The following is a 23,867-nucleotide window of genomic DNA, read 5'->3' on the forward strand; positions in this document are numbered from 1 at the left end:
CCCATGACCGACGCCCCCTTCAGGAACTTCATCGACGGCCGCTTCGACGAACCGTCCGCTACTTTCGACAGCGTCGACCCGTCGACCGGGGCGGCCTGGGCAAGGATGCCGGCGGCGAGCGAAGCCGATGTCGACCGCGCCGTCGAGGCGGCGCACCGCGCCCTGCGTTCCGGCCCATGGCGTAGGATGACCGCGACGGCGCGTGGAAAGCTGCTGGTCAAGCTGGGCGACCTCGTCGCCGCCAATGCTGGGCGACTTGCCGAGCTCGAGACCCGCGATACAGGCAAGATCATCCGCGAGACCCGCGCCCAGATCGCCTATGTCGGCGACTACTACCGCTATTATGGCGGGCTTGCCGACAAGCACGAAGGCGCGCATGTGCCGATCGACAAGCCGGATCTCGACGTCACCATCCGCCGCGAACCGATCGGTGTCGTTGCCGCGGTGGTTCCGTGGAATTCGCAGCTCTTCCTCTCGGCCGTCAAGCTCGGTCCGGCGCTCGCCGCCGGCTGCACCATCGTGCTCAAGGCCTCCGAGGATGGCCCGGGGCCGCTGCTCGCTTTTGCCGAACTGGTTCATGAGGCTGGCTTTCCCCCAGGCGTCGTCAACATCCTCACCGGTTTGGGCCATGATTGCGGCCGGCGCCTGACCAGCCATCCGCTGGTTTCGCGAGTGGCCTTCACCGGCGGTCCCTCGACGGCGCGCGCCATCGTCAGGAGCACGGCGGAGAACCTTGCGTACACCACTCTGGAACTCGGCGGCAAAAGCCCGGTCGTCGTCTTTGCCGACGCCGATCTCGACAGCGCCGCCAATGCGGTGGTCGCCGGCATTTTTGCCGCGACCGGCCAGAGCTGCGTCGCCGGCTCGCGGCTGCTGGTCGAGCGTTCGGTCAAGGATGAATTCCTCGCCCGCCTGAAGCGCAAGGCCGAGGCGATCCGCATCGGCGATCCGCAGGATCCAGCGACCGAAATGGGTCCGCTCGCCACGCTGCGTCAGCGCGACTGGATCGAGAAAGTTGTCGCGGAAAGCGTCGCCGGGGGCGGCACGCTGGTCACCGGCGGCACAAGGCCAGCCGGCAGCGGCTTCTACTATGCGCCGACCATCATCGATGCCGGCGCCAGCGACCTGCCTTGCGTGCGCGAGGAACTGTTCGGGCCAGTGCTCAGCGTGCTTGCCTTCGACACCGAAGCGCAGGCGCTGGCGCTCGCCAACGACACGCCCTTCGGCCTCGCTTCAGGCGTGTTCACCAGCAATCTCGCTAGGGCGCACCGCATGGCGCGCGACATCCGTGCCGGAGTCGTCTGGGTCAACACCTATCGCGTCGTATCGCCGCTCGTTCCCTTCGGCGGCTACGGCCTGTCGGGGCTCGGCCGGGAGGGTGGGCTCGACACCATCAGAGATTACACACGCTCGAAATCCGTCTGGATCAACACCTCGGACGAGCCGATCCCCGATCCCTTCGTCATGCGCTGAGAACCGCGGGACGCAGGTGCACTGAGAAAAACAAGAACAGACCAACAGAGGAGAATGACATGAAACTGATTTTGACCGGCCTGCTGGCCGGGCTACTCACGGCAACCGCCGCCAAGGCCGATGAGATGGCGTTCACCAGCTGGGGCGGCACCACGCAGGAAGCGCAGACCAAATCCTGGGCAGCCCCCTTCGAAGCCAGCTCCGGCATCAAGGTGCTGCAGGACGGACCGACCGACTATGGCAAGCTCAAGGCCATGGTCGACGCCGGCAATGTCACCTGGGATGTCGTCGACGTGGAAATGGATTTCGCCATAAAGGCCGCCAAGGACGGGCTGCTGGAGCCGATCGACTATGCGGTCGTGCCCAAGGCCGATCTTGACCCGCGTTTCAGCAATGAGCATGCCGTCGGCAGCTTCTACTACTCCTTCGTGCTCGCCTGGAACAAGGGCGCCGTCTCGGGCGAACCGACCGGCTGGGCCGACATGTTCGACACCAAGAAGTTTCCCGGAAAGCGGACCTTCTACAAATGGTCGGCGCCGGGCGTCATCGAGATCGCTTTGCTGGCCGACGGCGTGCCGGCGCACAAGCTTTATCCGCTTGATCTCGACCGTGCCTTCAAGAAACTCGACACCATCAAATCCGATATCGTCTGGTGGGGCGGCGGCGCTGAATCACAGCAGCTGATTGCCTCCGGCGAGGCTGCCTTCGGTCAGTTGTGGAACGGGCGTGTCTTCGCCCTCCAGCAGGATGGCACCGACGTCGGCGTCGCCTGGAAGCAGAACCTCACCGCCGCCGACGTGCTCGTCGTGCCGAAGGGCGCCAAGAACAAGGACAGCGCGATGAAGTTCCTCGCCGCCGCCACCAGCCCGACCGGCCAGGCGAAATTCGCCGAGGCAAGCGGCTATGCGCCCATCAACACCAAGGCCAAGGCGGAGATGCCCGCCGATGCCGTCAAGGCCCTGCCTGATGCCCATGTCGACGGCCAGATCAACCTCGACATGAACTACTGGGCCGAGCATCGCGACGAGATCGCCGCGCGCTGGTATGCCTGGCAGACCAAGTAACACCGTTGCAGACCGACGGGGCGCAGCTTGCGCGCCCCGTTTGAGACAGGACCGCTCGATGCAGGGAAGTTCTTTCAGACGCAGCTCGGTTGCCGGCCTGCCAGCCGGCAGCGGCAGCGCCTTGCCGGCCCTGCTTCTGGTTGGCCTGTTCTTCATCGTGCCGGTGGTTGCCCTGCTGCTGCGCAGCGTCACCGATCCCGAACCCGGCTTGCAGAACTACGCGGCGCTGTTCGGCAGCGACACCTATGTGCGGGTGTTCCTCAACACCTTCCTGGTCGCATCGGTCGTCACAGCCGTCACCATCCTGGTGGCTTTCCCTGTTGCCTGGATGCTGGCGATCATGCCGCCGGCCCCGGGCTCGATCGTCTTCGGCATCATCATTCTGTCGATGTGGACGAACCTTCTCACCCGCACCTATGCGTGGATGGTGCTGCTGCAACGCACCGGCGTCATCAACAGGGCGCTGATGGGGTTGGGCATCATCCATGAGCCGCTGCCGCTCATCAACAACCTCGCCGGGGTCACCATCGGCATGGTGTACATCATGCTGCCCTTCATGATCCTGCCGCTGGTCGGCACTTTACGCGCCATCGACCCTATGACGCTGCGCGCGGCCGCCCTTTGCGGCGCAAGCCCGTCCGAGGCCTTCCGCCGCATCCTTTTGCCGCTGTCGCTTCCCGGCATCGCCGCCGGAGGGCTGATGGTCTTCGTCATGTCGCTTGGCTACTTCGTCACGCCTGCCCTGCTTGGCGGCACATCGAACATGATGCTGGCCGAGATGATCGCCCAGACGGTGCAGTCGCTGCTCAACTGGGGGCTTGGAAGTGCGGCCGCCTTCGTCCTGCTTGTCGTCACCATGGCGCTCTACGCGATCCAGCTTCGCCTGGTCGGCGCCAGGCGCGCCGGCTGAGGGCTCTGACATGCTGCTCGACTATGACCGGCTCGGATGGCTGCGCGTGGCACTTGTCGGCTTCACGGCGGCAGTGGCGGCTTTCCTGTTGCTGCCGGTGGTCTTCATCGTGCTCCTGTCGTTCGGCTCGTCGCGCTGGCTCGCCTTCCCGCCGCCCGGCTGGACGCTAAAATGGTACCAGCAGTTGCTGGCTGATCCGACCTGGATCGATGCCGCGCTGACCAGTGTCCGGATTGCCGCCATGGCCGCCATCCTCGCCGTCGTCATCGGCCTGTTCGCCTCCTTCAGCCTGGTCAGGGGTGAGTTTCGCGGACGCCAGGTCCTGCGCGGCTTGCTGTTGATGCCGATGGTGCTGCCAGTCGTCGTGTTCGCCATCGCCATCTACGCCTTCTTCCTGCGCATCGACCTTGCCGGCACCACGGTCGGCTTCGTCATCGCCCACACCATCCTGGCGCTGCCTTTCGCCATTATCCCGATCACTGCGGCGCTAGAGGGTTTCGACAAATCCATCGAGGACGCGGCCATAGTCTGCGGCGCCAGCCCGCTGCAGGCACGGTTGAGGATCACCTTGCCGTCGATCAGGATCGGCATCTTCTCCGCGGCGATCTTCTCTTTCCTGGCCTCATGGGACGAGGTCGTGGTGGCGATCTTCATGGCAAGCCCGACCTTGCAGACCTTGCCGGTCAAGATCTGGGGCAGCTTGCGCGCCGACCTCAGCCCGGTCATCGCCGCCGCCTCCAGCCTGCTTGTCGGCCTGACCTTGTGCCTGATGATCGTGACCGCACTCCTTCGCAGGAAAATGTCAAGATGACCCGGCCATTCCTGTCCATACGCGCGGTGAGAAAGACGTTCGGCGCCTTCGTCGCCGTCCATGACGTCACCATCGATGTGCCCAAGGGGGAGTTCCTGACGTTCCTTGGCCCGTCGGGTTCCGGTAAGTCGACGACACTCTACGCCATCGCCGGTTTCCAGGATCCGAGCTCGGGCGATGTGCTCCTGGAGGACAGGTCGCTGCTTTCGGTGCCGTCGCACAAGCGCAACATCGGCATGGTCTTCCAGCGCTACACGCTATTTCCGCATCTGAGTGTCGCCGAGAATGTCGCCTTTCCGCTGCGCGTGCGCCGCCGACCGGATGGCGAGATCAAGCGCAAGGTCGCCGACATGCTGGCGCTGGTGCGCCTCGAAAACTTCGCCGACCGCCATCCGGGCGCGCTGTCGGGCGGCCAGCAGCAGCGCGTGGCGCTTGCCCGCGCGCTCGCCTACGACCCGCCGATCCTGCTGATGGACGAGCCGCTGTCGGCGCTCGACAAGAAGCTGCGCCAGGAGATCCAGGCCGAGATCCGCCGCATCCACCGCGAGACCGGCGTCACCATCCTCTATGTCACGCACGACCAGGAGGAGGCGCTGCATCTTTCGGATCGCATCGCTCTGTTCAGGGAAGGCCGCATCGAACAGATCGGTACTGGCGAGGATCTTTACCTCCGGCCGGCGAGCGAGTTCGTCGCCGGCTTCATCGGCAACTCGAATTTCCTGCCGGCTGAGCATTTGCAAACCGCAGATGGCGCATCGACGATCCGCCTGGCCGGCGGCTCGATCGTGACCGGCGTCAAGGCGACAACGTCGTTCGGCCAAGGCCAGAACGTCCGGCTGATGGTGCGCCCGGAAGCCTTCCGCTTGACGCCTACGCCGACAAGCGTGGCACTCGCCGTCGAGATCGTCGATACCGCCTTCTTCGGCGACCGACGGCGGGTCGTGGCACGCACGGCCGGCGGAGTTGAGATCGACGTCAGGCCAACCTCTGACGCAGAGGTGGGCGATGGCACCGCCACATCAGGTCAGCGCATCTTTTTCGATCCCGCTTCGGCGTTCCTGTTCCCGGCCTGATGGCCGGGATTGCGCATGTCAAAGCGATTCCGTTGCGGAAAGAAAGTCCGCTTGTGAAAATGCGCGCTTAGAAGCTGTCAGTCCGCTTCAGGCCCCTTATCTGCCAAACAAAGTTGCTTATGGCTTAGCGAGAGGGTCAGACGCCTCTGGCTGGAAAGCTGTTCGGTTGCCATCGCACGCCTGCTGGTCTGCAGTCCCCTAACACCCCGCCGACCAGTGTCCCTGGCCTGCGCGTTATGCATGCGGCACCTCTACCCCGAGCGCGTGCGGTGGCCGCTCTTGCTGCGATCGGCCGAGGCGTTTATGCAGGTGGAGGATCGCCGCGAACAGCTGGACGTCGTGAGACGCCGCGACTGCATCGTCGCTCAGCTCGCGCATTTGCTCAAGGACCAGGGCGCACGCGCGACCTCGGAGCTGAGCAGCGTCAACCTACATCTGGTCGAGGATGACATTGGCGTCTTGCATACCTGAATATAATCAGGTTACGGAACATTGTGTGCAAAAAACGCACAAGAAAGTTCTGCTTCTCTTCTTTTTTCGTTCCTACGAGGGAGCCGCCGGTAGCCCTTTCGGACGCTCTTCTGCCGACGATATTGACCGCCCCAATGCGAATGTTCGCCGGTGTATTCGTAAACCTCATTGTCCGCAGCGCCGTTCAGTCTGCTTGGGTTTCCTAGAAGCTTTTCGAACTTTCTGTCTTGCGGCTCCCGTCGAGATGCGGGCCCTTCTGGAGGAGGTCGGGGTGTTTTGGATCCGCTGTGGTGCAACCTTGATCCAAGCATTTATGGGGGTTCGAGTCGGTAGAGCGCTACCGCCTTTCCCCCCGCTCATTGGCCTGCCAGTTCAAGCTTCGTTGCTGCGGTTGAACAGCGGTCAACCTGCTAAGCATCGAAAGCCTTCGCTATAGCGGACTAGCGCTCAGCAAATATTTCCGCCGTGCTTCCTGGCTGATCGAGCTTCCAGACACGGGCTATGCAGCGGCGCATCTCATCAGCGGTGGCCCCACCTCGAAATTCGGCGAGACGAATGGCCTTGGATTCCAATTCCTGCCTGGCAAGCGTGTTGCCTGGATCGCCCTTGACTTCGTCGACCCGGGCAGTCAGCTTGCGGCCGTCAACGGTCGTGACGCTCACCTTGCCGACCCATCGCCTCGGATAAAGGCTGTCGATCTCGGCATCGAATTCCATACGCACCTTCGAGCGGAAGCGCGTTACGCCAGCGTCGGCAAGTGCCTGGCGTTCGAACGCGTCGAGGTCGGCGACGCCATTGACGGCGATGAGCCCCAACACCGTGCCCATGGAGAACTTCGCCTGGTGGACCGTCTGAGGGATGTCCACCGCACCCAGGACATCGATGGCGCCCTGGTGGACATGGGTGACCACCTCCGCGATGTCGTCCGGGCCGAGCCCCTCGCGGCGCATGAGCAGCTGAAGTGCGTCGGCTGCCGGATGGGTGTGGCGACAGGAGGCATGCCATTTGAAGGACGTCTCCTCCGTTGCCCAACGGCTGCCGAGCCCGTCCGTCAATCGGGACGGATCGGCATCGCTGGACATGCCGGCTGACATGCCCTTTTCCCCTTCGAGGATCCGCGCGGCGCCCTTGAAGCCATCGCGTGCAAGATAGGCGGCGAACAGACCATTGGCGGCTGCGCGCGCGGTATGAAGCTGCTTCGAATCGGCGGCATCGCGCAGGAATTCCCACAGCCCCGCCGCCTGCGTGCCGGCGGAGCCGAGCGCATGGTTGAGGCCGGCTGCGTCAAGGCCGATCAGCTTGCCGACCGCCGCTGCCGCGGCGACAGTGCCGGCCGTGCCCGTTGTGTGGAAGATCTGGTAATGTGACCGCCCCAGGAATTCTCCAACCCGGATGCCAACCTCGTAGCCGGCGATGCAAGCAGTCAGGATTTCACGCCCGGTCTTCCCCTCTGCTTCCGCAACCGCCAAAACGGCTGGAAAGATCACCGCAGCTGGGTGAAAGACCGAGCCGTTGTGAACGTCGTCCTGTTCCACCACATGGGAGGCCGCAGCATTGACCATCGCCGCGAAGTAGGGGCTCGTGCGTCGTCTCGTCGGGATGACGATGCTTGGGCCGTCCGCCGGCCCCATTGCACGAGCAAAGCCGTCGATGATCTCGACCTGGCGCGCGCCCTTGCCGGCGAGGGTTGAGCCGAGCCAGTCGATCATCAGTCCTTTCGCGAAATGAACGACGCGCGGCGGGATCTGTTCGAAGTCGAGTTCGGCGATGAACGAGCAGAGCCTGGCGGTCGGCCAATCGGCGGTGTCCTTGCTCATCTGTTGCTCCTCCTCTGGCATGCCCTTTAGACCAAAGCGGCCCGGCGCAGGACCTGCCTTGCACGTTCGATGACCGGCCGATCCACCATCTCGCCGTTCACCTGGACAGCTTCACCCGACGAAGCCGCGCCGACGATGTCGCGTGCCCATATGATTTCTTTGTCGCTCGGGCGAAAGGCAACGCGAATCGGCTCGATCTGCCTCGGATGGATGGCCATCTTGCCCCCAAAACCCATCTTCATTGCATGGCGGGCGTCATCCTCGGTGATTTCGGGACTGCTCAGGTCGGTCGTCACACCGTCGATCGGCGCGGCACGGCCGGCCGCGCGCGAGCGCCAGACAATTTCGTTGCGGGCCGCAAGCAGGGTCAGCCGATCATGCGCGCAACCAAGATCGAGCGAGAAGTCGACCGAGCCGAACGCCACGGCAACGACGCCGGACGTGGCCAGTATGGCCGGCAGGTTGGCAAGGCCGACAGCGCTTTCGACCAGCGCGATGACGGAAACGCTGCGTGCCATGTGCCTAGCCATATTAGCAATGTCTTCTGGACGTTCGACCTTGGGCAGCATGACGGAGACGCCGTCGAGGCGCCGTACGGCATCGATATCCGCTTCGTGCCAGGGTGTGCCGGCGGCGTTGATGCGGACCACGATCGCTGATTTCAGCATGGCCGCATGAGCAACGACCACTTCGCGAGCGAGGTCCTTGTTGCCAGGGGCGACGGCATCCTCAAGGTCGAGAATGACCGCATCCGCGCCGCTGTTGTCGGCCTTGGCAAACCGCTCCGGCCGCGAGCCCGGCACGAAAAGCGACACGACAGGCGTGACGAAGCTCACCATTGCGCCGTGGCCTTCACCGTCACATGGCCGTCGGCCGACCGTACCTCGAGAGCCATGCCGTCATTGCCCGGACACGTTGCGCTCAGAAGCAGGCGTTGCGGTCTGGTCGCCGGATGCACGCCCCGGAAGGAGAAACGGCGCGGCGAGGAGCCGAAAACGACTGTGGCAAAGTTCAGGAGCAGCGTCGCCTGCAGCGGGCCATGGATGACGAGCCCGGGATAACCCTCGACCGTTGTGGCGTAAGGCGCGTCGTAGTGGATACGATGCCCATTGAACGTCAGCGCGGAGTAACGAAAGAGTAGCACCGGATCCACGTCAACCCAGCGCTCGTTCGATGCCGCCGGGGGTGGAGTTCCCGGCGCGGCAGGGGTCGCCGCCGTAGCGCCGGCGGCGCGATAGGCAATGGTCTGGTCCTCCTCGATCACCGGGCCAGCGTCGTTGGCAATGTCGTGTCGGACCGTGACGAAAGTGAGCGGGCCAGTGCGGCCCTGCTTCTCCTCGATGGCGGTCAATGTCGAGCGACGGCGGATGCGGTCGCCGGAGCGGATCGGCGCTAGGAAACGCACATCGCTGGCAGCCCACATGCGTCGCGGAAGCGGCACCGGTGGCAGGAAGTCACCTTTGGCCGGGTGCCCGTCAGGTCCGAGTTCGCGCCTGTCGGCAATATCGGGCGTCAGGCACCAGTGCAGGCCGGGCGCGGCCGCACCCTCGGCAGTTTGCGCTGCGTAGTCCCCAAGCGTGGCGCCAAAGCTGGCCAGCAGGCGCGAGGTCACAACGTCCTCGACCTCGTGTATGCGTCCAACCCATTCCTGCAGCGTGCTCGTGTCCGGGCTCATGAGCTTCCTCGTCAGGCGGCGAACTCGGACCGGATCCGGTCCGTATCGGCGCCAAGAGCGGGTACTCTGGGGACGGTTGCGAATCCCTCCGACCGCCCTGCCGGCATCGGCACGGAGATGCGCCTGCCGTCCGGCAGCGCCACCTCTGTCCGGCGCAACGCCTTGTGGCGCGGCAGGTCGTGCATTGCGCTCACCCGGCCCCAGGCGATCTGCGCACCATTGAGACGGTCTATGGCCTCTTCGCAGTCGATTGCCGCGAAGATCGGTTCGATCTCGGTGTCGAGCGCCGTGCGGTTGGCGACCCGCCAGGCATTGGTGGCGAAGCGTTCGTCGGCGAACAAATCCTGCCTTTGCAGCACGACGGTGCAGAAGCGCTTCCATTCATTGTTCTGCTGGATGGACACGACCACGCTGCCATCCCGACAGGCATAAGGTCGATAGGGGTAGATCGAAGCGTGTGCCAGGCCATATCTCTGCGTCTCGCGGCCCGCATATTCGTAGTGCAGCAGCGGCACGGTCATCCAGTCGGCCATGGCGTCGAACATGGCAATTTCGACAATGCGACCGCGCCCGGTCTTCTCGCGCGCCAACAAGGCTTCGAGGATCGCTGCATGGGCATTCATTCCGGTGGCGATGTCTGCGGCGGAAACCCCTATTTTGCTCGGCGTGTCCGGCGTGCCAGTGACGGCGCAGATGCCGCTTTCGGCCTGCACCAGCATGTCGTAGGCGCGCATAGCTGCGTAAGGCGTGTTCTGTCCGTAGCCGACGATGTTGATGGCAATCAGCCGAGGAAATTTTTCCGCGATTGCTTCTGCGGAGAGGCCGAGCCTGTCGATGGCGCCCGGCGCGAGATTCTGCACGAGAACATCCGCTCGCGCCACCATCCGGTGCAGGATAGCGAGGTCGTGCTCGGCTTTCAGGTCGAGAACCGCACTTTCCTTGCCGCGGTTGAGCCAGACGAAGTAAGCCGACATGCCTTCAACGGTGGAATCGTAATGACGCGCGGTTTCGCCCTCCGGGCGCTCGATCTTCACGACGCGCGCCCCGGCATCGGCGAGGCGGACCGTGCAAAGCGGAGCGGCGACCGCCTGCTCGATCGAAACGACGAACAGACCCTCCAGCGGGTGGGCGCCGTCAGACATTGCGCTGTACCCCCGAGCGCGCCAGCACGCCTGGCTTTAGCCGCTCGTTCTTGCCGTAGTCCTCGGCGGCGTGGAAGAAAAGCCGCGGCGTGCCGTCGATGTCCTCGAGTCGCTTGGTATAGGCTTCCAGATAGGCCTTGCGGCCATCGTCGCCGACACGGCCCGGCATATAGGCGACGAAGGGCGGCAACACGTCGAAGCCGGAGTAGCGTAGCAGGCCATTGTGGATCGGCCACAGCACCGTGAGGATGTCGCCATCGATGCCATCGGGCGCATAGGTGTCGGCCGAAGTGCCCGTGGTGGCGGCCACCATGGCGAGCTTTCCCCTGAACATGCCGGTGTCGTATTTGCGCCCCGGCAGATACGCAAAACCACGCGCGAACACACGGTCGGCCCAGCCCTTGAGCATTGCGGGCATTCCGAACCACCAAACCGGGAACTGAAACAGCACGAAGTCCGCCTGTTTCAGCTTTTCGATCTCGGCCATGATGTCGGCCGAGAGCGCGTCGGCCTCGTACGCCGCGGTCTGCTCGTGCGGCAGGCTGAAAAAGTCCGGATCGTTGCGCTCGCCGGATATGTCGCCCGGCCCTGCGACAGGATTGAAGCCCATCGCATAGAGGTCGCTGACGACCACATCGTGGCCTGCGCGGGTCAATGTTTCCACGGCCATATCCTTCATGGCGCCGTTGAAGGATTTTGCTTCCGGGTGGGCGTAGACGATGAGGACGTTCACGGCGGCAACTCCTAGTAGGAACGCGGCAGTCCAAGCACGTGCTCGGAAAGGTATGACAGGATGAGGTTGGTCGAGATCGGCGCGACCTGATAGAGACGCGTCTCGCGGAACTTGCGCTCCACATCGTACTCTTCCGCGAAACCGAACCCGCCATGCGTCTGGATGCAGACATTGGCGGCTTCGTTAGAGGCATCGGCCGCCAGCATCTTGGCCATGTTCGCTTCGGCACCGGGGTTCTTGCCGGCCTCGTAGAGGTTCAGCGCCTCGCGCACCATCAATTCGGCCGCGCGCATGTTGGCGTAAGCCCTTGCGATTGGAAACTGGATGCCTTGGTTTTGGCCGATCGCTCGGCCAAACACATGCCTTTCCTTCGCGTAGACGCTCGACTTTTCGATGAACCATTTCGCATCGCCGACGCATTCGGCTGCGATCAGGATGCGCTCGGCGTTCATGCCCGAAAGGATGTAGCGGAATCCCTTTCCCTCTTCGCCGATCAGGTTTTCGGCCGGCACGCGCAGGTCGTCGAAGAAGACTTCGGTGGTGGCATGGTTCATCATCGTGCGGATCGGCCGGATGGTGAGGCCCTTGCCAACGGCTTCGCGCATGTCGACGATGAGGACGGAGAGACCGTCGGTCTTCTTCATGCCATCCTTGAGCGGCGTGGTCCGCGCCAGAAGCAGCATCAAATCCGAATGCTCGGCGCGGCTGGTCCAGATCTTCTGGCCCTTGACTACGAAATGATAGCCGTCGAGGCGAGCAGTGGTCTTGAGAGCGCCGGTGTCGGTGCCGCTGGTCGGTTCGGTGACGCCGAAGGCCTGCAGACGCAATTCTCCCGCGGCGACCTTCGGCAGGTATCGTTGCTTTTGGGCTTCAGAGCCGTGGCGAACAAGCGTGCCCATCGTGTACATCTGGGCATGGCAGGCGCCGCCATTGCAGCCGGCGCGCTGGATTTCCTCCAGCACGGCGGCGGCGGCCGAAAGCGGCAGGCCCGAGCCGCCATACGCCTCCGGGATCAGGATCGAAAGCCAACCAGCCTCCGTCAATGCTTCGACGAACTCGCGGGGATAGGCCATGTCCCTGTCGAGCGCGCGCCAGTATTCTCCGGGAAAGCGCGCACACAGCCGGGCGACGGCATCGCGAATGTCCTGATAGTATTCCATGGGGTTTGTCCGGCTTTCGTCGTGCTGCGGGCCTCACTATCGCGCCGCCGCGTCCTGTCAGCAACGCAAAGCTGGCGTGAGCAGACATAACGGAATTCGAATGCTTACAGCGAGGGGCCGAGGAGTTGGCCAACCCAGATCGCCCGCCCTACGAGGTCCTTGGCGATGTCCTCTATTGCTTGTCCGGCAAACCGCGCCAGCCGAGAGGCAGGTCGGTCTGCCGGATATGCAAGGATCAGGCGGCGCACCGGCACGGGATCGATCAGCGGCGCGGCGGTGAGCAGCCCCGCGGTTACATCGGCATGGATAGGAGCGAGCGGCAGGATCGTCCAGCCATGGCCGTTGCGCACCAGGTCCTTCAGCGCGGCGTAGGAATCCGCCTCGATGCCGACATCGAGCGTGATGCCGGCATCCGTGGCACAGCGTTCTACGATGATGCGCAGACCGTGCTTGATGCTGGGCAGCAGCAGGCGCTTGCCGGCAAGCGAGGCGAACGATACCGCGCGCACGGTTGAAAACCCCGCATCAGGCGGCCCAATCAGGAAGAGATTTTCCAGAAGCAACGGGCGCGAGCGCAACGAACGCGCCATGCGCGGGTCGTACAGCACGGCGACGTCCACCTCGCCTCGGTGCATCCAGTCGAGCAAATAGCCGGTGTAGGCGCTGACAAGCCTCAGCTTCGCCTTGGGATGGTTCTTGGCGAAGGCGGCAGCCAGCGGCAGCGAAATAATGTCCGCGACGGTGGGTGGCAGACCGATCGCCACTTCACCGGTGAGCGGCGCGTCGGCTGGCGTGGCCGTGGCACGGATCTCATCGATCTCTGCCATCACGCGCATGGCGTGCGTCAGCACCTGCTTGCCCTGCTCAGACAGCACCATGCCGCGGCCGTGGCGCACGAACAGGGCAAAGCCCAGTTCCTCCTCCAGCATGCGCACCTGCCGGCTGAGGGCAGGCTGCGCGATGTGTAGCCGATCGGCAGCCTTGCTCAGGCTCCCGAGTTCGGCGACGTGGATCAGCGTACGCAGTTGCGATAACTCCATAAGCTATCGAATATCATTATATCTGATCACAAGAAAGAGACGACGATTAGATCGGATAGCCGAGATAACCTGATGCCAATCCAAATCTCGGAGTTCCAACGTGACGGCGAGCGTAGAAGCAAAACATCCGGAAACAGCAACGCCTGGGGCCGCTCCGGCGGCGTCTGAAAAGCAGTGGCCAGATCAGGTCTATGATGTGCTCAAGGCTGCCGGCATCAGCCACATGTCTTATGTGCCCGATGCTGGACATACGACCCTGATCCGACGCTTCAGCGCGGATCCCGAGGTCGTCGCCAACGTGCTGACGACGGAAGAAGAGGGCATCGCCGTCGCCGCCGGCGCCTGGCTCGGCGGCAAGCGGAGCGTCGTGCTCATGCAATCGTCAGGGGTCGGCAACTGTATAAACATGCTGTCGCTTCCCGTGCAGGCACGCTTCCCCTTACTCGTTCTGGTGACGATGAGAGGCGAATGGGCCGAGTTCAACCCCTGGCAGGTGCCGATGGGGCAGGCGACGGAAGCCTCGCTGAAATCGATCGGCCTCAAGGTGCTGCGCGCCGAGACTGGTCCAGACCTCGTGGAGACGGTGGCTCAGGCAGCCCTGATGGCTTTTGACGCCGATCAACAGATCGCGGTGCTGATCGGGCAGCGCCTGCTCGGCAAGAAGAAGTGGTGAATGAGATGAATTTACCGACAATGGACCGCCGGGTTGCGGTGAAGAAACTCCTTGACGCCCGCGACGGCGCATTGGTCGTGACCGGTCTCGGCTCGCCGACCTACGACGTGCACGCCGCCGGTGACCGCAACGACAACTACTATCTCTGGGGCGCCATGGGGGGTGCTGCACTGATCGGTCTCGGGCTTGCCCAGGCCCAGCCCGACAAGCGGGTCATGGTGATTACTGGTGATGGGGAACAGCTCATGGCGTTCGGCTCGCTGGCGACGATTTCGGTGGCGCGGCCCAGCAATCTCGACCTGATCGTGCTCGACAACCAGCATTTCGGCGAGACGGGCATGCAGTCGAGCCATACCGGTCGCGGCATCGGTTTCGACAAGGTCGCGGCCGCTTGCGGGTTTTCGAAAACCGCCGAGTTGCGCTCGCTGGAGGAGGTCGACACGCTGTGTGAAGAGCTGCGTCGCCCGGCCGAAGGTCCACGCCTTTTCGTGCTGAAAATCACCGCCGAGAACCTGCCGCGCTCGCTGCCACCGCGCGACGCGGTCGAGGTCAAGAACCGCTTTCGCGCTCATCTGGGCTTTGCCACTTGTTGAGGACCGATATGGCGCTGGTCAGTTTCCAGAACACGGTCGGCGGTCGGCTGCAATCGACAGCCGATACATTCGAGAGCCATGATCCGTTCACCGGCAGGCCCTGGGCGCTGATCCCGCGTGGGGGAGCAGCCCAGGTGGACGCTGCCGTGGCGTCCGCCAAGGCGGCATTCCGGTCGAAGGAATGGGCCGGCATCACCGCCACTGCGCGTGGCAAGCTGCTCGTGCGGATGGCCGACCTGATCGCCGACAACGCGGAGCGCATTGCCGCCATCGAGACGCGCGACAATGGCAAGCTGCTCACCGAAATGACGGCGCAGCTGCGCTATATCCCGGAATGGTTCCGCTATTTCGGCGGTCTTGCCGACAAGATCGAAGGGGCGGTGCTGCCGATCGACAAGGCTGGCATGTTCGCCTTCACCCGCCACGAGCCGCTGGGTGTCATTGCAGCCATCGTGCCCTGGAATTCGCCGCTTTTGCTTCTGACCTGGAAGCTAGCGCCGCTGCTGGCGGCCGGCAACACCGTCGTCATCAAACCGTCCGAACACGCATCGGCCTCGACGCTGGAGTTCGTGAAACTGTTTGCGCACGCTGGGTTCCCGCCAGGCGTGGTCAACACCGTTACCGGCATGCCGCTCGATGTCGGCGTGCCGCTTGTTGCCCACCCCGACGTCGCCAAGATAGCCTTCACCGGCGGTGAGCCCGGCGGGATCGCAGTCTATCGAGCGGCTGCCGACCAGCTCAAGACCGTCACGCTGGAGCTTGGCGGCAAATCGGCCAACATCGTCTTTGACGACGCCGATATCGAGAGCGCGGTCAACGGCGCGATCTCAGGCATTTTCGCTGCTGGCGGCCAGACCTGCATCGCGGGTTCGCGCCTGCTGGTGAATCGCAAGATCCATGACCGGTTCGTGGAGGGCGTCATAACGCTGGCGGCCAGTGCTCGATTGGGCAATCCCGCTCTGGCCGAGACGCAGGTGGGGCCGATCACCACGCAAGCCCAGCGCGAGAAGGTGCTGTCCTATCTCGGCATAGCACGCCGCGAGGGCGCACTATGCGTGCTCGGTGGCGGCAAGCCTGCGTCCAGTGAACTGGCCGAGGGCTGGTTCGTCGAGCCGACCATCTTCACCGGCGTGAACAACACCATGCGGATCGCGCGTGAGGAGGTGTTCGGGCCGATCCTGTCCGTCATCCCCTTTGACGACGAGGACGAGGCCTTCGCCATTGCCAATGACAGCCCCTATGGGCTGGCGGCCGGGATATGGACCAGCGACATGGGCCGGGCGCTGCGCGGCGCGGCCGTGATGGAAGCGGGAATGGTCTGGATCAATTCATACCGCGCCGTCTCCTATATGGCGCCCTTCGGCGGCTACAAGAGGAGCGGTATCGGTCGCGAGAGCGGGCAGGAGGCCATCAATGCCTATCTGCAGACCAAGACGGTGTGGATAGATACGGCGGGCAAGACCGCCAATCCCTTCGTGATCCGATAGGGTAGGCTTCGGTGGGAGAATTATCCTTATCCGTGGCCAAGCTCGGCACACCGCTCACTGAGACGGGGGTCGACTTATAATGATCGAGGGATTGGACATGAGACAGGCAGGAAAGGTGGCTGTTGTCACAGGCGCGGCGCGCGGCATCGGACGCGCTTGCGCGGAACGGTTTCTGGCCGAGGGCGCGAAGCTCGTGCTTGGCGACATCGATGCGACGGAACTGAGAAAATGTGCCGTGAAAATCGGCACCGCCGACAGCGTCCTGGCGGTCGTTACGGATGTCAGCAAGAAGGAGCAGGTCGATGGGCTGGTTGCGGCGGCGGTGGCGAAGTTTGGCCGTGTCGACATCATGGTCAACAACGCCGGCATCGCTCCGGTCCAGGACTTTCTCGACATCACAGAGGCGGACTACGACAGAGTTCTCGCCGTCAATCTGAAGGGCGCGTTCATGGGCACCCAGGCCGCAGCCCGCCAGATGATTGCGCAGGGTGGAGGCGGTGTCATCATCAACATGTCATCGATCAATTCAGGCCTCGCCAATCCACGCGTCGCCACCTACGCGATCTCCAAGGGCGGCATGAACCAGGTCACCAGTACCGCGGCTGTTGCCTTCGCTCCCCACGGCATCCGCGTGGTCGGTGTCGGCCCGGGCACCATCGCCACGGACATGGTCATGGACGGGACATTCATCGATTCGGAAGAAATGCGACGGGCGGTTCTTTCGCGCACACCGCTCGGTCGCCTCGGCACGGCAGCCGAGATCGCCTCGGTCGTGGCGTTCCTGGCCAGCGACGACGCTTCCTACATCACCGGCGAGACGATCTACCCCGACGGGGGGCGCCGCGTTCTCAACTATACGGTCCCGATCAAGGAGTGAGAGAATATGGGTAACTTCGACAAGCTGCATCATCTCTGCATCGTCGTGCACGATATCGACAAGGCCCAGGCCTATTACGACTCCATCGGCATTGGGCCATGGGAATCCTATCCGCCGCTGGCGGAGTACGAAGAACTCGAGGTCCCAAGTCCGAAGGGTTTCCATGCCATGCAATACCGGATCTGCAACCTGCCGAACGTCCAGCTGCAACTCTGCCAGCCGAGCCATGATCCCTCACTGCAGCGCATCCATCTCGATACCAAGGGTGAAGGCGTATTCCATATCGGCTTTGAGGTCCGCGATGCGGATGCAGCCGAAGCCAAGGCGAAAACCGACGGGCTTTCCGTGCTGATGCGCGGGCGCCGGGAAAACCGCACCGGCTTCACCTACTACGACACAGCCGAAAAGGCAGGCGTGATCCTGCTGACGCGGGCGACCAATCTGCCTGGCAAATGATTCCACCAACGCAAAGGATTGGGGAGGTCGATGAGGCCCAGGAACGACGGGGGCCGTCAGCTTCCCCGCAATTCCTGAAGCCGGTCGACCAGGAATTTGCCGCTGGTGATGATATGCATTTCCAACAGGCCGACGGCGCGCAGCGTATCCTTGGCTTCGCACAGGTCGATGAGTTGCCAGTGGTCGCGGTCGGACTGGGCCTGGATCTCGGTTAGCGTCACCATCATGCGTGTGTAGCGTTCCAGCTGCTGGTAGATGCGCCCCACCAGTTCGATCGTCGCCTTGCGGCCGGACGGCTGGTAGAGCGCGGCGTGGAAATTCCAGTTGAGCTGGTTCGAGTACTCGCCGGTCTTGCCCTGCTCCTGATGCTGTTTTGCGCGCTCGCGGGCCAGCGCGAGGTCGGCCTCCGTCATCCTTGGAATGGCCAGGGCCAGTAGCCATGTTTCGATCCGGGCCCGCAATTCGTAGAGCTCGAGGATCTCGTCCAGGGAAATGGAGGTGACGACGGCGCCCTTGTGGGAAACCAGCGTGACGAAGCCTTCCGAATGAAGCTGATGCAGCGCCTCTCGCACCGGAATTCGGCTGACGCCGAACTCGGTGGCCAGATGTTCCTGCCGCAGCTGGAAGTTGGCCTCGTATTCGCCGATCAGGATCTTCTGCCTGATGGCATCGGCGACCTGGGTCGAGATGGTTTTCTTCTGTACGAGCATGAATCAGCCTGGGGCGGCCGCCTTGTTTGTCGACTGGCGCCGTTTTGATTGAAGAAGTGGACGCATAGCACCGTTGTCACTGCGATGCCATGTCGCCCGTTTCGCTTCAGTAGACATGTTCCTCGATAGGCTTATTGCTGGCGATCCGTTCGTAGCGGAAGGCCGAAAGGTCGATGGAGCGGTACTCGCCGTAGGCAATGAGGTCGCTGACGCCCGACCCGGTCGCCGCCGCATGCATCATGCCGTGGCCGCTGAAGCCGGTGGCCAGGATGAAGTTCGAGACCTCAGGATGCCGGCCGATGATGCCGCTGTGGTCGAAGGTGTTGTACTCGTAGAGTCCCGCCCAGGCGCGCAGCATGCGCAATTGCTCGAAGCCGGGCACACGATGGGCCAGCGCCGGCCAGATCAACTCGTCGAACAGGTCGTAGTCCACATCCAGGCCAAAATCGTCCGGCTCGTTCTCGCGCACCGGCGGAACACCGCACAGGAAGAGCTGACCTTCCGGCCGCAGCCAGAGGCCGCTTGTGTCGAAGATGAAGGGGCAGTTTTCGATCCTTGTCGGCGTTTCGAAGACGAAGACGCAGCGCTTGCTCGGGACGACCGGCAGTTCGGCGCCGGCCATCCTGGCAATGCCCGCGCTCCATGGCCCGGCCGCGTTGATCACCGTGCCGGCGGCAAGCCGGTCGCCATTGTCCAGCAGCACTTCACCCACCTTGCCGGAAGATGCCATGGTCAGTCCGGTCACTGTCGCGGCAAGATAGTCCACGCCCTGTGTGCGCGCCTTGCGACGGAATGCTTGCATCAGGCCAGGACCGTCGAACCAGCCTTCGCTGCCAAGGCCAAGCGAGCCAAGCGCGAGATCGTCCGTGTTGAGCCACGGGAAGCGTTGCGCCAGATCGACCTGCTCGATCAGTTCGGCGTCGACGCCCATGCTGCGCTGAACGCGGTTCTTGGCACGCTGCGCGTCGGCCCGCTCGGGCGTCGCCAGCACCAGATAACCGGGCTCATGCAGGCCGATGTCGGCCAACTCGTCGCCAATTGCTAGCCGCGTCTTCACCTGGCGCAGGAAGTCGATGCTGAACTTCGACATCGCGATGTTGGGCGCCGTGCCGAACTGCTGGCGGATGGCGCTGGTCGACAAGGAAGACGAGGAGGCCGTGTAGTAGGGGTCCCGCTCGATCACCGCGATCCTGCCGTCGAAATCCGGGTTGGTTGACAGGAAGTAGGCGATCGAGCTGCCGACAACGCCTCCGCCAACGATCACCACATCATAGTTTGTGCCCATTCCAATCGTGTTCCCTATTTCGAATATCATCCGTGGCGACCAAGGATTGGATACTTTCCTCTATCGACCCACCTCCAGGATGAGACATACCCCGGTCTTAGACGCAGAAAAAGGGGTTTGACGCGAAAATCAGAATACATTATCCAATCTGTAGCAAATATCTTACATGCCGAGGATTGTTCCGTGGGCCTCATCGCTCCCCGTCTCGACGTCATCAAGCCAAGTCCGAGCATGGCGGTCACCGCGCGGGCAATCGAAATGCGCTCGGCCGGCATCGACGTTATCAGCCTGAGCGCCGGCGAGCCGGATTTTCCCACGCCTCCGCACATCGTCGAGGCGGCCTACGAGGCGATGCGCAGGGGCGAGACGCGCTATACGGCGGTCGACGGCACCACCGCGCTGAAGAAGGCGGTGGCCGAAAAATTCAGGCGCGAGAACGGCCTCGACTACAAGCCTTCGCAAATCAGCGTCGCGGGGGGCGCCAAGCAGATCATCTACAACGCCCTGCTGGCAACGCTGGCCCCGGGTGACGAGGTGGTTGTCCCAGCGCCCTATTGGGTTTCCTACACCGATATCGTCCTGCTCGGCGAAGGAAAGCCCGTGGTCGTTCCCTGCACGGAGGCGCAGGGCTTCAAATTGACGCCGCAAGCCCTGCGAGCTGCGATCACCGGGCGCACCAAGTGGCTTCTGCTCAACACGCCTTCCAACCCGACAGGCGCCGTCTACAGCCGCGACGAACTCGCTGGCCTGGCCGAAGTGCTGCTCGACCAGCGCCACGTCCACGTGCTGACCGATGACATCTACGAGCATATCCTGTTCGATGGACGTACCTTCCATACCATCGCCGGCGTCGAGCCGCGGCTGAAGGACCGTACGCTCACAGTGAACGGGGTATCGAAGGCCTATGCCATGACCGGCTGGCGGATCGGCTATGCCGGCGGGCCGGAAGCGCTGATCCGCGCCATGGCGACCGTGCAGAGCCAAAGCACGTCGAACCCGTCATCCATCTCGCAGGCCGCGACCATTGCCGCTCTGGAAGGTCCCCAGGACTTTCTTCGCCCTCGGGCGCTCGAATTCCAGGCTCGGCGCGACCGCGCTCTGGAACTGCTGCGCAAGATTCCCGGCCTCACCTGCCAGACGCCCGAGGGCGCCTTCTATCTCTATCCCAACTGCTCGGGCCTGATCGGCCGTCGCCGCCCCGACGGCACTCCCATCGGCAGCGACGACGACTTCTCGCTCTACCTACTCGATCAGGCACGAGTCGCGGTGGTGCAGGGCTCTGCCTACGGCCTGTCTCCGCATTTCCGCATTTCCATAGCCACGTCGATGGACCTGATCGAAAAAGCGATCGGGCGCATCGCCGAGGCCGTCGAAGCGCTGCGGTAGGGCCGGCGATGGATCTTGAGTTCGTCCAGAAGCTGATCGAATTTGTCTCGCGCTCGCCCATTGCCGAACTGGAGATCGAGCGCGACGGCGTTCGCGTCCGCATGTTCAGGCCTACGGCGTCGGCGCAATCCGCGTCGCAGGTGCAGCCTGGACCTGACGTAACGGTCCGTTCCCCAGATCAGACGTCGACATCTCTGCCCATCGCACGCCATTCGATCCGCGCGCCGCTGACGGGCGTGTTCTACTGCTCCGGCACCGAAGGCGAACCGCCGCTGGTTGCCGTTGGCGATGTGGTCGCGGAGGGGCAGAAAATCGGCGTCCTCGAAGCCATGAAGACGTTCAATGTCGTGGAATCCGATCGCGCTGGGCGCATCGTCCAGATCGCGTTCAACGACCATGCAGCGGTGCAGTCCGGCGACGTGCTGTTCGTGCTGGAAGATGAGGGCTGAGGGCGATGTTCGATACCGTCCTTATCGCCAACCGCGGTGAAATCGCGCTGCGCGTCCTGCGCGCCTGCCGCGATCTCGGATTGAAAACGGTGGCGGCGCACTCGGAGGCCGATGCAAGCCTTCGCCATGTCGCACTGGCGGACAAGGCCATCTGCATCGGACCGGCTGCCACGACGGAGAGCTATCTCAACATCGCCGAGATCATCGCGGCTGCGCAACTCACCGGCGCGGGCGCGATCCATCCGGGCTATGGTTTCCTTTCCGAGAACGCCGCCTTCGCCGAGGCTGTCGAAAACGCCGGCCTCATCTTCGTCGGGCCATCCGCGACGGCGATCCGCACCATGGGAGACAAGGTCTCCGCCAAGCGCACGATGATAGCCGCCGGCGTTCCCTGCGTTGCGGGCTCGGAGGGCGCGCTGCCGCAGGATGAGCAAGAGGTGCGCGCCATTGCAGAGGCCATCGGCTATCCGGTCATCGTCAAGGCAGCGGGTGGCGGGGGCGGGCGCGGCATGCGTATCGTTCGCGATGAGCAGGCTCTGATGGAAGCCGTTTCCATGGCGGTGAAAGAGGCGGACCGGGCCTTCGGCAACCCGCAAGTCTATCTGGAAAAATTTCTCGAGCAGCCGCGCCATATCGAGATCCAGATTCTGGCGGACAAGCACGGTAGGGCTGTCTGGCTCGGCGAGCGGGATTGCTCCATGCAGCGCCGCCACCAGAAGATCATCGAGGAGGCGCCGGCGCCCGGCATCGCCCGCGAGGCGATTGGCGAAATCGGCGACCTCTGTGCCCGCGCATGTCTGACCATCGGCTATACAGGTGCCGGCACGTTCGAATTCCTCTACGAGGACGGGCGCTTCTCTTTCATCGAGATGAACACCCGCGTGCAGGTGGAGCATCCCGTCACCGAGCTCGTCACCGGTATCGATATCGTGCGCGAACAGATCCGCATCGCCCGGGGCGAGCCGCTGTCGTTCAGCCAGGAAGACATCCGCATTCAGGGCCACGCCGTGGAATGCCGCATCAACGCTGAAGATCCATACAGCTTTCGGCCGCATCCGGGCCGGGTCGAGCGCTGGACGCCGCCCGGCGGTCCCGGTATCCGCGTCGAATCGCATCTCTACTCAGGCTACACCGTGCCGCCGCACTACGATTCGCTGGTGGCGAAGCTCCTGGCGCATGGCGCGACGCGGGCCGAGGCTATCGGGCGCATGCGCGGGGCGCTGGGCGAGATGGAGGCAGTCGGCATCGCCACCAATGCGCCGCTGCACGGTATCCTGATGGAGGAGCCCGGCTTCGCCGCCGGAGGCTTCGATATCCATCATCTCGAACATCTCATTGAAGGCGGCCTGCTCCAGGGACGAGGCGGCGATGACGATTGAGGAGATCGAAAGGCTGACCGCCTGGTGTGCAAGCGCCGGCATAGGCGAGATCGAAGTGTCGGAGGCCGGCTTTTCGCTGCGGCTGCATATGCAGGCCGTTGTTGCCGAAACACCTGCGGCTGCGGCCGAAGCGCCGGTGCCCGAAACGGTCTTCAAGGGCGTGCGTGCGCCCGGAGTCGGCGTGTTCCGTATCGATCATCCAACGACCGGCCACCCTGTTGCCGGACCTGGCCAGACGGTCCGCAAGGGCGAGACGGTCGGCGTCCTGCAGGTCGGCCCATGCCTGAAGGCCGTGCTCGCGCCGGCAGACGGCGTGCTGGGCGCGGCACTGATCAAGGACGGAGCGGTCGTCGGTTACGGCACGCCGCTCTACGAACTGGTGTGAAGGCAAAGGCGATGGTTCGAACCACTGAGGAAAGCGCCGTGGCGGCCGAAGGATTGCAGGTCGATATCAATTCCGACATGGGCGAGGGTTTTGGAGCCTACAGGCTCGGCGACGATGCGGCTATCCTCGACATCGTCAGCTCCGCCAATGTGGCCTGCGGCTTTCATGCCGGTGACCCCGAGATCATGGCGGCCACGTTCTCGATGGCGCGCGACAAGGGCGTCGCCGTTGGCGCGCATCCGAGCTTCGCCGATCTGTGGGGGTTCGGACGCCGCGTCATCCCGCATTCCATGGATGAGATCGAAAGGCTGGTCGCCTACCAGATCGGCGCGGCACAGGCGCTCTCCGCCTATGCCGGCCACCCGATCCGCTACGTCAAGGCTCATGGCGCGCTGGGCAATCTTACCCAGACCGATCGTGGCGTCGCCGAAGCGGTGACGCGCGCGGTCAAGGCGGTCGATCCCGGCCTGATCTGCCTGGCCATTGCGCTCGGCTTCCAGGACAGGATCGCGCGTGACGCTGGCCTGGCGGTCAGGTCCGAAATCTTCGCCGACCGCGCCTATACGGAGGAAGGGTTTCTTGTATCGCGCAAGCTGGAGGGCGCCGTCATCCACGATGCCGAGAAGGCTGCTGAACGGGTCGTGCGGATGGTCAAGCAAGGCGCCATCGAGACGCTTTCCGGGCAGTTGCTGCAGACGCCGATCGATTCAATCTGCGTCCACAGCGACACGCCAGCGGCCGTCGCCATCGCCGCGCATGTCAGGAGACGGCTGGAAGCGAACGGTGTCAGGGTCCGAGCGTTCGCTGCCTGAGCACGG

General features: G+C 63.6%; 25 protein-coding genes. 16 read left to right on the top strand and 9 right to left on the bottom strand.

Translation table 11 applies throughout. The features are described 5' to 3' along the window. The first annotated feature begins 3 nt into the window (after positions 1-3). From RPF88_RS31875 to RPF88_RS31900, 6 genes are all read left to right on the top strand, one after another. Complete coding sequence (locus tag RPF88_RS31875; RefSeq protein ID WP_013525215.1) at positions 4-1,473, top strand: aldehyde dehydrogenase; 1,470 nt, start codon at positions 4-6, stop codon at positions 1,471-1,473. Positions 1,474-1,532: 59 nt separating this feature from the next. Further along, a complete protein-coding gene (locus RPF88_RS31880) occupies positions 1,533-2,537 on the top strand; it encodes an ABC transporter substrate-binding protein (protein WP_064994960.1) in 1,005 nt (334 codons plus the stop codon). A gap of 58 nt (positions 2,538-2,595) precedes the next feature. Further along, complete coding sequence (locus RPF88_RS31885) at positions 2,596-3,447, top strand: ABC transporter permease (RefSeq protein WP_337124042.1); 852 nt, start codon at positions 2,596-2,598, stop codon at positions 3,445-3,447. Between the two features lie 10 nt (positions 3,448-3,457). Then, positions 3,458-4,258: an ABC transporter permease gene (locus tag RPF88_RS31890; protein WP_337124043.1), complete on the top strand. Its 801-nt coding sequence runs from the start codon at positions 3,458-3,460 to the stop codon at positions 4,256-4,258. Next, the gene (locus RPF88_RS31895; protein WP_337124044.1) at positions 4,255-5,331 is read left to right on the top strand and encodes an ABC transporter ATP-binding protein; all 1,077 of its coding nucleotides are present in this window, start codon (positions 4,255-4,257) and stop codon (positions 5,329-5,331) included. The genes RPF88_RS31890 and RPF88_RS31895 overlap by 4 nt, the downstream gene beginning before the upstream one ends. A gap of 240 nt (positions 5,332-5,571) precedes the next feature. Next, complete coding sequence (locus RPF88_RS31900) at positions 5,572-5,802, top strand: hypothetical protein (protein ID WP_027161998.1); 231 nt, start codon at positions 5,572-5,574, stop codon at positions 5,800-5,802. Positions 5,803-6,242: 440 nt separating this feature from the next. On the opposite strand, the gene RPF88_RS31905 is transcribed toward RPF88_RS31900, so the two are convergent. The 7 genes from RPF88_RS31905 to RPF88_RS31935 all read right to left on the bottom strand — a co-directional run bounded on the left by RPF88_RS31905 (position 6,243) and on the right by RPF88_RS31935 (position 13,369). Further along, positions 6,243-7,619, bottom strand: a complete 1,377-nt coding sequence (locus RPF88_RS31905) for an MmgE/PrpD family protein (protein ID WP_337124045.1) — start codon at positions 7,617-7,619, stop codon at positions 6,243-6,245. Positions 7,620-7,645: 26 nt separating this feature from the next. Next, complete coding sequence (locus tag RPF88_RS31910; RefSeq protein ID WP_337124046.1) at positions 7,646-8,458, bottom strand: HpcH/HpaI aldolase/citrate lyase family protein; 813 nt, start codon at positions 8,456-8,458, stop codon at positions 7,646-7,648. Further along, the gene (locus tag RPF88_RS31915) at positions 8,452-9,294 is read right to left on the bottom strand and encodes an FAS1-like dehydratase domain-containing protein (protein WP_337124047.1); all 843 of its coding nucleotides are present in this window, start codon (positions 9,292-9,294) and stop codon (positions 8,452-8,454) included. The genes RPF88_RS31910 and RPF88_RS31915 overlap by 7 nt, the downstream gene beginning before the upstream one ends. A gap of 11 nt (positions 9,295-9,305) precedes the next feature. Next, entirely contained in the window at positions 9,306-10,436 is a 1,131-nt protein-coding gene (locus RPF88_RS31920) for a CaiB/BaiF CoA transferase family protein (RefSeq protein WP_337124049.1), read from the bottom strand. Then, the gene (locus RPF88_RS31925; RefSeq protein ID WP_337124050.1) at positions 10,429-11,169 is read right to left on the bottom strand and encodes an NAD(P)H-dependent oxidoreductase; all 741 of its coding nucleotides are present in this window, start codon (positions 11,167-11,169) and stop codon (positions 10,429-10,431) included. Before RPF88_RS31925 ends, RPF88_RS31920 begins: the two co-directional genes overlap by 8 nt. A gap of 11 nt (positions 11,170-11,180) precedes the next feature. After that, the gene (locus RPF88_RS31930) at positions 11,181-12,329 is read right to left on the bottom strand and encodes an acyl-CoA dehydrogenase family protein (RefSeq protein ID WP_337124051.1); all 1,149 of its coding nucleotides are present in this window, start codon (positions 12,327-12,329) and stop codon (positions 11,181-11,183) included. Positions 12,330-12,433: 104 nt separating this feature from the next. Beyond that, on the bottom strand, positions 12,434-13,369 hold the full coding sequence (locus tag RPF88_RS31935) for a LysR family transcriptional regulator (RefSeq protein WP_013893951.1): 936 nt from the start codon (positions 13,367-13,369) through the stop codon (positions 12,434-12,436). 100 nt (positions 13,370-13,469) lie between these two features. On the opposite strand from RPF88_RS31935, the gene RPF88_RS31940 reads away from it, so the two are divergent. The 5 genes from RPF88_RS31940 to RPF88_RS31960 all read left to right on the top strand — a co-directional run bounded on the left by RPF88_RS31940 (position 13,470) and on the right by RPF88_RS31960 (position 17,455). Further along, positions 13,470-14,042, top strand: a complete 573-nt coding sequence (locus tag RPF88_RS31940) for a thiamine pyrophosphate-binding protein (RefSeq protein WP_337124053.1) — start codon at positions 13,470-13,472, stop codon at positions 14,040-14,042. A gap of 5 nt (positions 14,043-14,047) precedes the next feature. After that, complete coding sequence (locus tag RPF88_RS31945) at positions 14,048-14,635, top strand: thiamine pyrophosphate-dependent enzyme (protein ID WP_127368250.1); 588 nt, start codon at positions 14,048-14,050, stop codon at positions 14,633-14,635. Positions 14,636-14,643: 8 nt separating this feature from the next. Next, a complete protein-coding gene (locus RPF88_RS31950) occupies positions 14,644-16,122 on the top strand; it encodes an aldehyde dehydrogenase (RefSeq protein WP_337124054.1) in 1,479 nt (492 codons plus the stop codon). A gap of 97 nt (positions 16,123-16,219) precedes the next feature. Further along, complete coding sequence (locus tag RPF88_RS31955) at positions 16,220-16,999, top strand: SDR family NAD(P)-dependent oxidoreductase (RefSeq protein ID WP_337124055.1); 780 nt, start codon at positions 16,220-16,222, stop codon at positions 16,997-16,999. 6 nt (positions 17,000-17,005) lie between these two features. Further along, positions 17,006-17,455 carry a VOC family protein gene (locus RPF88_RS31960; RefSeq protein ID WP_013893956.1) on the top strand — a complete coding sequence of 150 codons (450 nt, stop codon included), beginning with the start codon at positions 17,006-17,008 and terminating at the stop codon, positions 17,453-17,455. A 56-nt stretch (positions 17,456-17,511) separates the two neighbouring features. Here RPF88_RS31960 and RPF88_RS31965 read toward each other — a convergent pair whose 3' ends face one another. After that, positions 17,512-18,165, bottom strand: coding sequence for a GntR family transcriptional regulator (locus RPF88_RS31965; RefSeq protein ID WP_013525162.1), 654 nt, complete (start codon positions 18,163-18,165; stop codon positions 17,512-17,514). Between the two features lie 106 nt (positions 18,166-18,271). Further along, a complete protein-coding gene (locus RPF88_RS31970; protein WP_337124056.1) occupies positions 18,272-19,450 on the bottom strand; it encodes an NAD(P)/FAD-dependent oxidoreductase in 1,179 nt (392 codons plus the stop codon). Positions 19,451-19,633: 183 nt separating this feature from the next. Between RPF88_RS31970 and RPF88_RS31975 the strand changes: the two genes are divergently transcribed. The 5 genes from RPF88_RS31975 to RPF88_RS31995 are packed head-to-tail and all read left to right on the top strand — an operon-like array spanning position 19,634 to position 23,861. After that, entirely contained in the window at positions 19,634-20,836 is a 1,203-nt protein-coding gene (locus tag RPF88_RS31975) for a pyridoxal phosphate-dependent aminotransferase (RefSeq protein ID WP_013893958.1), read from the top strand. 8 nt (positions 20,837-20,844) lie between these two features. Beyond that, complete coding sequence (locus RPF88_RS31980; RefSeq protein ID WP_013893959.1) at positions 20,845-21,285, top strand: acetyl-CoA carboxylase biotin carboxyl carrier protein; 441 nt, start codon at positions 20,845-20,847, stop codon at positions 21,283-21,285. A gap of 5 nt (positions 21,286-21,290) precedes the next feature. Then, complete coding sequence (gene accC, locus RPF88_RS31985) at positions 21,291-22,664, top strand: acetyl-CoA carboxylase biotin carboxylase subunit (RefSeq protein ID WP_337124057.1); 1,374 nt, start codon at positions 21,291-21,293, stop codon at positions 22,662-22,664. Then, complete coding sequence (locus RPF88_RS31990; protein ID WP_013893961.1) at positions 22,654-23,049, top strand: biotin attachment protein; 396 nt, start codon at positions 22,654-22,656, stop codon at positions 23,047-23,049. The genes accC and RPF88_RS31990 overlap by 11 nt, the downstream gene beginning before the upstream one ends. A gap of 11 nt (positions 23,050-23,060) precedes the next feature. Then, positions 23,061-23,861 (top strand): LamB/YcsF family protein, encoded by an 801-nt coding sequence (locus RPF88_RS31995; protein ID WP_049802454.1) that lies wholly within the window; start codon positions 23,061-23,063, stop codon positions 23,859-23,861. Positions 23,862-23,867: the final 6 nt, after the last annotated feature.

The organism is Mesorhizobium sp. ISC11, from assembly GCF_037162595.1.
In the GTDB taxonomy this organism is placed as follows: Bacteria; Pseudomonadota; Alphaproteobacteria; order Rhizobiales; family Rhizobiaceae; genus Mesorhizobium; species Mesorhizobium ciceri.